Source organism: Streptomyces anatolicus (assembly GCF_019400875.1).
Lineage (GTDB): Bacteria > Actinomycetota > Actinomycetes > Streptomycetales > Streptomycetaceae > Streptomyces > Streptomyces anatolicus.
Map to the genome: position 1 here is coordinate 1 of NZ_WMBF01000254.1, position 8948 is coordinate 8948.

8 protein-coding genes and 1 riboswitch are annotated in these 8948 nt (G+C 70.0%); of the genes, 3 read left to right on the forward strand and 5 right to left on the reverse strand.

Features of this window, described 5'->3' with window-relative positions; translation table 11 throughout:
- The first annotated feature begins 77 nt into the window (after positions 1 to 77).
- Together GKQ77_RS21010 and GKQ77_RS21015 are read left to right on the forward strand one after the other, a co-directional pair.
- Positions 78 to 626, forward strand: a complete 549-nt coding sequence (locus GKQ77_RS21010; protein ID WP_219690472.1) for a hypothetical protein — start codon at positions 78 to 80, stop codon at positions 624 to 626.
- Positions 627 to 642: 16 nt separating this feature from the next.
- Positions 643 to 1314 carry a class F sortase gene (locus GKQ77_RS21015; RefSeq protein ID WP_219690473.1) on the forward strand — a complete coding sequence of 224 codons (672 nt, stop codon included), beginning with the start codon at positions 643 to 645 and terminating at the stop codon, positions 1312 to 1314.
- Between the two features lie 12 nt (positions 1315 to 1326).
- Here the strand turns inward: GKQ77_RS21015 and GKQ77_RS21020 are convergent, their stop codons facing one another.
- From GKQ77_RS21020 to GKQ77_RS21030, 3 genes are all read right to left on the reverse strand, one after another.
- Positions 1327 to 2094 (reverse strand): CbtA family protein, encoded by a 768-nt coding sequence (locus GKQ77_RS21020; protein ID WP_219690474.1) that lies wholly within the window; start codon positions 2092 to 2094, stop codon positions 1327 to 1329.
- A 23-nt stretch (positions 2095 to 2117) separates the two neighbouring features.
- A complete protein-coding gene (locus tag GKQ77_RS21025; RefSeq protein ID WP_037898044.1) occupies positions 2118 to 2339 on the reverse strand; it encodes a CbtB domain-containing protein in 222 nt (73 codons plus the stop codon).
- Between the two features lie 34 nt (positions 2340 to 2373).
- Positions 2374 to 2494: riboswitch (cobalamin riboswitch) on the reverse strand.
- 378 nt (positions 2495 to 2872) lie between these two features.
- Positions 2873 to 3631 carry a GAF and ANTAR domain-containing protein gene (locus GKQ77_RS21030; protein ID WP_219690475.1) on the reverse strand — a complete coding sequence of 253 codons (759 nt, stop codon included), beginning with the start codon at positions 3629 to 3631 and terminating at the stop codon, positions 2873 to 2875.
- Positions 3632 to 3815: 184 nt separating this feature from the next.
- Here GKQ77_RS21030 and GKQ77_RS21035 point away from each other — a divergent pair, with 184 nt between their 5' ends.
- Positions 3816 to 4847: a glycoside hydrolase family 6 protein gene (locus tag GKQ77_RS21035; RefSeq protein ID WP_219690476.1), complete on the forward strand. Its 1032-nt coding sequence runs from the start codon at positions 3816 to 3818 to the stop codon at positions 4845 to 4847.
- A gap of 86 nt (positions 4848 to 4933) precedes the next feature.
- Here the strand turns inward: GKQ77_RS21035 and glxA are convergent, their stop codons facing one another.
- Both glxA and GKQ77_RS21045 read right to left on the reverse strand, forming a co-directional pair.
- Positions 4934 to 6871 (reverse strand): radical copper oxidase GlxA, encoded by a 1938-nt coding sequence (gene glxA, locus GKQ77_RS21040; RefSeq protein ID WP_219690477.1) that lies wholly within the window; start codon positions 6869 to 6871, stop codon positions 4934 to 4936.
- A complete protein-coding gene (locus GKQ77_RS21045; RefSeq protein ID WP_219690478.1) occupies positions 6868 to 8757 on the reverse strand; it encodes a glycosyltransferase family 2 protein in 1890 nt (629 codons plus the stop codon). Before GKQ77_RS21045 ends, glxA begins: the two co-directional genes overlap by 4 nt.
- Between the last annotated feature and the right edge of the window lie 191 nt (positions 8758 to 8948).

Here is an 8948-nt window from a genome sequence, read left to right on the forward strand (position 1 = left end):
GGCGGAGCCCAGCGCCCCCGCCCCCGGGATGCGCCGCGCGGGCGGATGCGTGAACCTCGAGGTACAGGAGGTTCACGATGCGTATATGTACCCTCGCTCTTCGTGCGGGCGCGATAGCCCTCGCGCTGGCCCTCGCGGGGCCCGCGACCGGCGCCCAGGGCCATGAGGACGGGGCCGTACGGGCCACCGTCACCCCCGCGGAGGCCCCCGCCGGAACCGGCGTGGAGGTCAGCGTCTCGGGGTGCGAAGGCACCACCGGGTCCGCCGGGTCCGGGGCCTTCGAGGGGGACGCCGAGCTGACCGGGGGCGACGGCGGCAAGAACTCCCTGAACGGCAAGGCCAAGCTCAGGAGCGGGCTCTCCGGCTCGTACGAGGTCACCGTCATCTGTGACGGCCACCCCCACCAGCGCACCGGCACGGTCCGCGTGATCCAGCGCAACCCGGAGCCGGTCTCCCCGGTACGGGCCGGCGGCGGCGGCACCGCGCGCTTCCCCTCGGTCGCCTCCGCCGGCGCCGACGAGGCGGGCCCCGGCACCCCGCACGCCGTGGTCGGCCTGGTACTCGCCGGAGCCGCGGCGGTCGCCGTGGCGTTCCGCGGCATCCGCCGCCGCAGCCGCTCCGAGTGACGGAAGGGCCGGGACGATGTCCGGCGGCGCTGAACGCCCGCCCGGGACCGGACGCCTCCGTACGGGCCTCGCCTGGGCCGCCCTCCTGGCGGGCCTGGGCCTATGGGGCGCCCAGATCGCGGACCTGCGCGCCGGCCTCTCCGCGCCCGCGAACGGCGACGCGGCGGCAGTCGGCCGCCCCCTCGGAAACGTCGAACTCCCGCCCGCCCACGAGCCGTTGGCCCCCGCACGGCCCCGGCACGTCGAGGTGCAGTCCCTGGAGGTCGCCGCCCCCGTCACCGCCCGGGGCCTGGACCCCGAAGGCGCCATCGACCCACCGCCGTACACCCAGGCGGACACCGTCGGCTGGTACGGCGGGGGCACCCGCCCCGGCGCCCCGGGCGCCGCCCTCTTCGTCGGCCACGTCGACACGCGGACCGAGCCCGCGGTCTTCTACGACCTCAGCGCGATGCGCCCCGGCGAGAAGATCGACGTGAGCCGCGACGACGGCACGGTCGCGGAGTTCACCGTCGACGACGTCCAGGTCGTCACCCGCGACCGCTTCGACGCGAGGAAGGCGTACGGCCCCCACGAGGGGGGCCGCGCCGAACTGCGCCTCATCACCTGCGGCGGCGTCTTCGACAGAGCCACCGGCACCTACACGGCCAACGTGATCGTCTCGGCGTACCTCACCGGAGTACGGGGGTAGCGCGGCGCTACCTCACGGGAGTACGGGCGTCGCGCGGCCCGCCGCCGACGGTCTGAGCGCCGCCCGCAGACCGAGCCCGCCGAAGACCGCCGCGAACACCGCCCACAGCAGCGCGTGCGAACCGAGCGACAGCATGCGGAACTCCCACAGCAGCGTCGCGTCCACCGGGACCGGGTCCGGGTTCCCCGGGAGCAGGAACAGCACCGCGAGGACGACGACGGCCGTGAGCGCCACCGCCAGGTGCCGCACCGGTTCGGGGCGCGCCGACAGACGTACGTACACCTGTCGTACGAGGAACATGCCGAGGACGCCGATGGCGACCGCGGCGAGCCACAGCGCCTGGCGGTCGCCGACGGTTCCCGCGTCGCCGACGCCCGGCGGGTTCGCCGGATAGCGCAGGCCGGGCAGGAGGGAGACGGCGAGGAAGGCCGCCGCGGAGAAGGCCAGCGCGCGCGGCCAGGGACTGGCGGCCGGATCCCGGCGGTGCACCGCCGCGTACGCGACGGCGAAGAGGACGCCGAGGGCGAGCCCCGCGACGACCGCGGTGACCACGAGGCCGCCGTGCTGCGTGGAGCGGCTGAACAGCTCCTCGTGGTGCTGGACGGCCTGCGCCGCGCCGTGCGCGTGCTCCTCGGCGGCCGAGCGCTTCTCCTCGGCGCGGATGGCGCGGTCCATCAGGGGTTCGGCGAGCAGCAGCGAGAAGAGACCGGCGGTGAGGCCCGCCGCCCCTCCCGCCAGCAGACCGCGCCCGAGCAGGGGGAGTACGGGGGAAGAGTGCATGGTGCTTGTGCCCGTCCGCCCGGTCAGTGGCACGGGGCACCGAAGAGGTGCCGGCCGTCGTGCGCGAACTCGTGCAGATAGTCGCCGGTCGCCGAGATCAGCGTGCCGTTGTCGAGGAACACGGCGTAGAGCGCGACCAGCGCGAGGATCGCGGCGGCCGAGGCGATCAGCCAGTCGCGGGTCTGTGTCACGGCGGCCTGGCTCGCCGTGGTGTCGGTGTGCGGCGCTGCGGAGTGCAGGGACATACCGGTGGGCCTCCTTCTGGGGTTTCCACGCCCCATGGCAGGAGGACGACGGTTCAGTTCCTGACTTCCGCGCACGCTCGTCGCGTGCGGGTCACAGTGGCGGGACCGTCCCGGATTCGCACCGGGTTCCTGTCAACCGTCGCCTCGATGTATGGACTTGTCGTCTCGGAGAGTCCCAGCACGTCAGGGGGGCTGTCAACACCCCTCGGGAGGCCCCCGCGGCACGGGGCGGACCGGCGGTCCCGGCCCGATCGGCGGCCCGCTCCCCCCTGAGCCACCGACCGGGCTGGTCCTCGACCGCGCGCGCACGAGCTGCGGGAGGAACCCGGCGCCGGCGCGGGAGGTTCACGGCCATTCCGGAATGGGGGAATGACCGAGAAGGCCGGGGGCTTGGGCCGTGCGACAGACTCTAGGACGAATGAGCGCGTCGGCCTAGAGGGATCCGGAGTCCGGATATCGCCAATTCGCCCCTCCCTTTCGCGCCGGGCTTCCCCGCGTTCCGCCCCGGGCTTCCCGCCGCGGGGGCCGTTTTCTCAGGAAGACGCCGACCGGTCCTTCCGGAGCACTTCACCGTCGAGCGTTCTCTTGATCACCTGAACGGCGACCATGTCGATGACCTGCCGTTCCCTGCGCGCATAACGCCGTAACGCCTCAAATGCCTCGTCCATACCGGTGTTCCAGCGCTCGGCGAGCATGCCTTTGGCCTGTTCTATGCGAATACGACTGTCCAGCGCCCTCTGGAGCTGCTGGGTGAGCGTCAGGTACCGCGCGTGGGTGCGGTGATGGGCCAGCCCCACCGCGGCGGCGTCGGCAAGCACCTGGGTGATCCGCAACTCCACTTCCGCGCAGGCCTTTTGCTGTGCGTGCGATACGAAGACATTCAGTACGCCGAGCGTCGAACTGCCGTGCCGCAGCGGCACCGCGAAGGTCTGCGCGACGCCGTGCTCACCGGCCCGCTCGGCAAACGCCGGCCAGCGGGCCGACGCGTCGTGGGAGTCGACACGCACCGGCGGCACGGGCTCGCCGGTCCCGAGGCTGTCGAGGCACGGCCCGTCCTGCCGCTGGACCGCCAACAGGGCGCGCACCGCTTCCTGTTGGCGGCTGCCGGGAATGAGGCGGACGCCGTCACCCCCGTCCGCGTACAGCACGCCGGCGCCCTGCGCGTCGAGCAGCTCCACTGAACGGTCCGACACCCGGCGCAGATGGCGCTCAGGGTCGAAGTCGTCGGTCAGCGTGTCCGCGGCCTCCACCAGAACTTCCGCGAGCCGCAGTGCGCATGGGCGGTCCCCCATGACCCTCTCTCCTCCACTCCCCGCGGACTGCGCCTACCCGGCCGCGGCGCGGCGGTAACGCGCCCCGCGGCACCTCTCGGTAACAGCTCTCCTACAGCTCTCTCCGCCCGACGGACGACCCTCGTGGACACAGTGTCCTTATGTCAGGATTGGGATACGGACAGTGCACCCGAGGGGGGACTGGATGTACCGAAAAGGCACAGGTCGCGGACGTGGTTTCGCGGCCCGGGGGGTGCGGACGGGAGTGGCGCTGGCGGGGGCCGCGCTGCTCCTCTCCGGGTGTTCCTCCGGCGGTGACCCGGAGGGGGAGACGTCGGGTACGCCGGTGAAGCAGCAGCCCAAGAAAGAAGACCCCTACTGGGTCAACCCGGAGGGGAACGCGGCCAAGCAGGTCGCCGCCTATGAGAAGGACGGCGAGAAGGACGACGCCGAACTGGTCCGGAAGATCGCCGAGCAGCCCGTCGCCGAGTGGCTCGTCCCGGAGAACGCGCAGGACCAGGCGCGCGGCTTCACCGAGGCCGCCGAAAAGGCCGACAGGGACGCCCTGTTGGTGCTCTACAACATCCCGCACCGCGACTGCGGCCAGTACTCCGGCGGCGGCGCGGCCGACGGCGACGCCTACCGCGCATTCGTCGACGAGGTAGCCAAGGGCATCGGCGACCGCCGCGCCACGGTCATCCTGGAACCGGACGCGGTGCTGCACATGGTCGACAACTGCACGCCCGAGCAGTTCCACGAGGAGCGGTACGACCTGCTCAGGGGCGCCATCGACAAGCTCAACTCCCTGAAGAACACGAAGGTGTACCTGGACGCGGGCAACGCGGGCTGGCAGAACCCCGACTCGCTCTGGGAGCCCCTGAAGCGGTCCGGTGTCGAGGAGGCCGACGGTTTCTCGGTGAACGTATCCAACTTCCAGACCACCGAGGCGAGTACGGAGTTCGGCAAGAAGCTCTCGGCGAAGGTCGGCGACAAGCCGTTCGTCATCGACACGGGCCGCAACGGCAACGGCCCTTACGACAAGGGCAAGGACCCCTGGTGCAACCCGCCGGGCCGGGCGCTCGGCGAAACCCCCACGACGAAGACCGACGACCCGCTCGTCGACGCCTACCTCTGGGTCAAACGCCCGGGCGAATCAGACGGAACGTGCAGGGGCGGCCCGAAGGCGGGCGAGTGGTGGCCGGAGTACGCGCTCGGCCTCGCAAAAAACGCTGGCTGAGGGGAGCGCCCCGCAAGGGGCGCGGGGAACTGCGCGCTCAGCCCACGGAAAGCCGCAGTTCCCCACGCACCTCACCAATTCGACCTCTACGGGACGCGAACCCACCGAGCCCGACTCGGAGTCCCCTGATCATCCGTAACGAAAAGCATGTACCACCCGGACTCCACCAGACTCCGATTCTTCGGCACCGTCACGGAAACCGCCCCTTTGGACGTCTCCAAGTCCAAAGCCACCGAGGTCTGGTCGATATCCGTGACATGAGTAGACGCACTCGGCCGAATCAGCCGAGCCGTCCTGATCGACGACGCATGCCGCGTCGGAAACGTCCCGGACTCCCCCCGCTTGATCGTCTCAGGCCCCCGGCCAAGACCCGGCCGCGCACCCCGGTAGAGATACGGCGGCGTATAGATCTCGATGCGCTGCTCAAAGACGCCCGGCTGACTGTTGGCCTCGTCGGCGAAGAGCGAGTCGGAGCCGAAGAACATCACGCGGCCGTCCGGCAGCAGAATCGACCCGGAATGGTAATTGCGGCCGACCAGCGGGTCGGCGACCCTCCGCATCTTCCCGGTCCTCGCGTCGTAGATCCGCGCCTGGCGGATATTGGAATCACTCCGCCCCCGGTAGTCCTCGGAGCCGCCGGAGATCAGCACGGTGTCGTCGGGCAGCGTCGAGATCTGCGGATAGCGCGTGCCCTTCTCCAGCGACGGTCCGTCGACGAACCTCGGCTCGTCCGCCGTCAGGTCGACGACGCGGGTCTTCTCGCTGGACTCCTTGGACTCACCGACCCCGCCGCCACCGACCACCATGTACTTCTGGTCCTGCGCGGGCGGCAGCTCGACCGTGCCGGACGTCTCAAGGAGCTTGGGGTCGCTCAGGCCCGGGACGCCCCGCCACTTGTTGGTCCGCAGGTCCCAGATGCCGGGCTTGCGGCCGACGTCGTCGGGGCCGTACCCCGCGTTCGAACCGGAGTAGAAGAGCCTGCCGTCGGCCATCTGGAAGATCGCCGGGTAGGTCGGGAACTGCCGGATGCCCTTGGTGTACGTCCACTTCCTGGTCTTCGGGTCGTACACCTCGTTCTTGCCCGGCACCAGCTGGCCGATCTCGTCGAGGCCCGAGGTGGAGAGGATTTTGCCGTCGTCGAGCGTGGTCAGCGTGGGGTACCAGCGCGCCTCGTTCATCGGGTCGACCTTGATGTACCGCTCGGCGACCGGGTCGAACTCGAAGGTGTCCTTGATCCCCTGGAAGTCCTTCTTGTCCAGGGCGAGCTTCTGCGCCATGCCGTAGACGTTGCGGGTGTCGGAGCCCTTCAGGCCCTGGATGCGGTAGTTGTCCTGCGTACCCGTCTCGTACTTGGCGCCGCTCTTGGCCGCCTCGACGTAGATCCGGCCGAGACCGGGCTCCGTACGCAGGAACCGGCCGGTCCGCTTGTCGAAGACCTTCTTCGCCTTCTCCACCAGGACGCTGTCCTGGGAGACGAACGTCTTGCCGTTCTTCTTGCCGGTGAACTTGGTGCCCGCCGGGATCGTCTTCGGCTCGTCCGGGTCCTCGTTGTGGACGATCATCAGGCCGCCGGCCTTGGTGATGTCGCCCTTCAGCTTCTCGTAGCGCTTGGTGCCGCCCGCGATCAGCAGATTGCCGTCGCCCAGCTGGGTATGGCCCGTGCAGAACAGGTCGGTGGGTGTCGGGATCTTCTTGATGGTCTTCTTGACCGGGTCCCACAGGCGGGTGTCGAACTTCTTCTCGTCGAAGTTCTTCTGGTTGTTGCCCGACCCGGCGATCAGCAGCACCTTGCCCGTGTGCAGGAGCGCCGCGTGGATGGTGTTCTGCCGGTACTCCTCGGGGAAGTCCACGATCTCCCAGTGGCCGTTGTCCGCCTTGTACTCCGGCCGGTTGATCTTGTACTCGTGGTACTTCTCGGAGCCCACGCGCCACAGCCAGGGGCCGTTCATCCCCGCCAGCGCGAGGACGACCGCCGTCCCTATCGCGATGCGGCGGGCGCGGCGGCGGCCGGAACGCTCTCTCATTTCTCACGTCCCCCGAGGGCGATCCGCATGGTCTGCTCGGGCGCCGCCGCCCAGCTGGGCCTCGGCCGCGGGACCACCGCGTCGGGCACGGGCGGCCCCGGCCTCTTCCGGGCCTGCCGCATGCCCCAGCGCCACGCGAGGATCGGGGCCGCCGTGATCAGCAGGGCGAACGACGCCCAGACGATCATCGCGGGGTGCGAGTGGCCGTACACGAAGGAAGCGGCCACCGAGCCGCCGAAGACCAGGATGAAGAAGAGATGGATCCGGAACGTCCCGAAGAGCGTGTCCGGGCTCGCCGAGTCACCCTTGGGGGTCACCACGAACCTGCTCTTGCGGCGCAGGGCGGCGTCGAGGAGCGAGCGCGCGTAGATCGGCGCGGAGAGCGCCGACATCACCATGCCGGCGACCCCGCCGGAGCCCTCGGGCTCGTGCGGGGAGACGTTGTGCCTGCGGTTCCAGATGTAGAGGCCGATCTGGAGCGCGGACGCGTTGCCGTACAGCATCAGCCAGATGGCCGGGTCGATGTTCACGCCGGACGCGCCGAGGCCCAGGAAGAGCGCGCAGCTCAGCGCCGCCAGGATCCAGTTCATGGCGGACATCGGGTAGAAGATGACCATCATCGTGTAGTTGAAGAGGCGGCCCGGGGGCAGCGAGAACGGCGCCTTCCAGAACTGCTTGAGGATCGTCTCGTACGTCCCGCGCGACCAGCGCAGCTGCTGCGTGAAGAAGTCCGTCCAGGCGTTGGGGCCCTCGCCGACCGCGAGCACGTCCGGGGTGTAGACCGACTTCCACTTCCTGCCGGTCGCCGGGTTCGTGGCGCGGTGGATCTCGAAGCCGGTCGCCATGTCCTCGGTGATCGAGTCGTACAGGCCGCCGATCTGCTTCAGGGCCCTGATGCGCACGGCGTTGCTCGTGCCGACGAACATCGGCGCGCCGTAGGCATTCCCCGCCCGCTGGACCAGCGCGTGGAAGAGGAACTGCTGCGACTCGGCGGCCTTGGTGACGAAGTTGTCGTAGTTGCCGTAGACCTGCGGGCCGATCACGAAGCCCACGTTCTCGTCCCGGAAGAAGCCGAGCATCCGCTCCAGGTAGTTCGGCATCGGTACGTGGTCGGTGTCCACGGACGCGAAGAAGTCGTAGCCGTCGCCGTGCGCGTCCAACCAGGCGTTGTAGTTGCCGTGCTTCGTCCTGGCGCGGTGCGGGCCCTTGGGCGTGTTCCACCTCGCCACGCCCTTGCGGGAGAAGTGGTGGACGCCGAGCCGCAGGCAGACCTCCTTGACCTCCGGGTCGTCGCCCTCGTCGAGGAGCCAGACGTGCAGCAGGCCGCGGTGACGGATCCTGACCGCGGCCTCCAGCGTCCTCGTCACCATCTCGATCGGCTCCTTGCCGGGCACGAACGAGGTGAGGAAGGCGACTCTGGTGCCGGTCTCGGGCACCACGGGTATGGGGTCACGGGCGACCAGCGTCGCGTGCGCGTTCGAGACCACGTTCATGCAGCGGAAGAACTCGATCAGGCCGATCGAGACGAGCATGACGACGTCGAGCGCCGGCAGCCAGTCGTTCGCCACGTGGTCCCGCTCCGTCCAGTGCTCGGGCTGGAGCAGCCAGCCGAGCAGGACGAGGGAGAGCAGCGGGGCCGCGCCCAGCATCAGCGCGGCCCGGATCCGGTGCGGCTCCTGCGAGAGCAGCGAGCGGTACCCGACCTGGTACGGCCTGCTCGGGTCGGGCTGGGTGAGCGGCCCGGCGAGGCGGCTGTAATGCTCGTAGTCGTACCTCGGCAGGGTCCCCTTGATTCTGCGGAAGCCACCTGTCGCATGTGACGGCACCCATAGCCGGCTCGTCGGCGATGGACCGTCCTGCCGCGCGCCCGCCGGCGTCGACGTCATGAGTCATCCCCCCGCACGCGGTCGCCCGCGTGTTCCTTTTTCTCTCCGCCCGCCGGGGTCCCCCTCGACCTTCACGGACGCGTCAGTGGCAGGCCGCCGCCCCTTTTGTCATAGAACGGCGAGCTTCCGGTCGCATGACGCCCCCCTCGGCATCACTTCGCGAACGGGCCCCCCGGCCCTGTCCCCGGCCC

Bases quoted from the DNA above. Each gene is read 5' to 3' on its own strand.
- GKQ77_RS21025 (WP_037898044.1), bottom strand. From the start codon at position 2,339: ATGTCCCTGCACTCCGCAGCGCCGCACACCGACACCACGGCGAGCCAG.
- GKQ77_RS21030 (WP_219690475.1), bottom strand. From the start codon at position 3,631: ATGGGGGACCGCCCATGCGCACTGCGGCTCGCGGAAGTTCTGGTGGAG.
- GKQ77_RS21020 (WP_219690474.1), bottom strand. From the start codon at position 2,094: ATGCACTCTTCCCCCGTACTCCCCCTGCTCGGGCGCGGTCTGCTGGCG.
- GKQ77_RS21010 (WP_219690472.1), top strand. From the start codon at position 78: ATGCGTATATGTACCCTCGCTCTTCGTGCGGGCGCGATAGCCCTCGCG.
- GKQ77_RS21035 (WP_219690476.1), top strand. From the start codon at position 3,816: ATGTACCGAAAAGGCACAGGTCGCGGACGTGGTTTCGCGGCCCGGGGG.
- GKQ77_RS21015 (WP_219690473.1), top strand. From the start codon at position 643: ATGTCCGGCGGCGCTGAACGCCCGCCCGGGACCGGACGCCTCCGTACG.
- GKQ77_RS21045 (WP_219690478.1), bottom strand. From the start codon at position 8,757: ATGACGTCGACGCCGGCGGGCGCGCGGCAGGACGGTCCATCGCCGACG.
- glxA (WP_219690477.1), bottom strand. From the start codon at position 6,871: ATGAGAGAGCGTTCCGGCCGCCGCCGCGCCCGCCGCATCGCGATAGGG.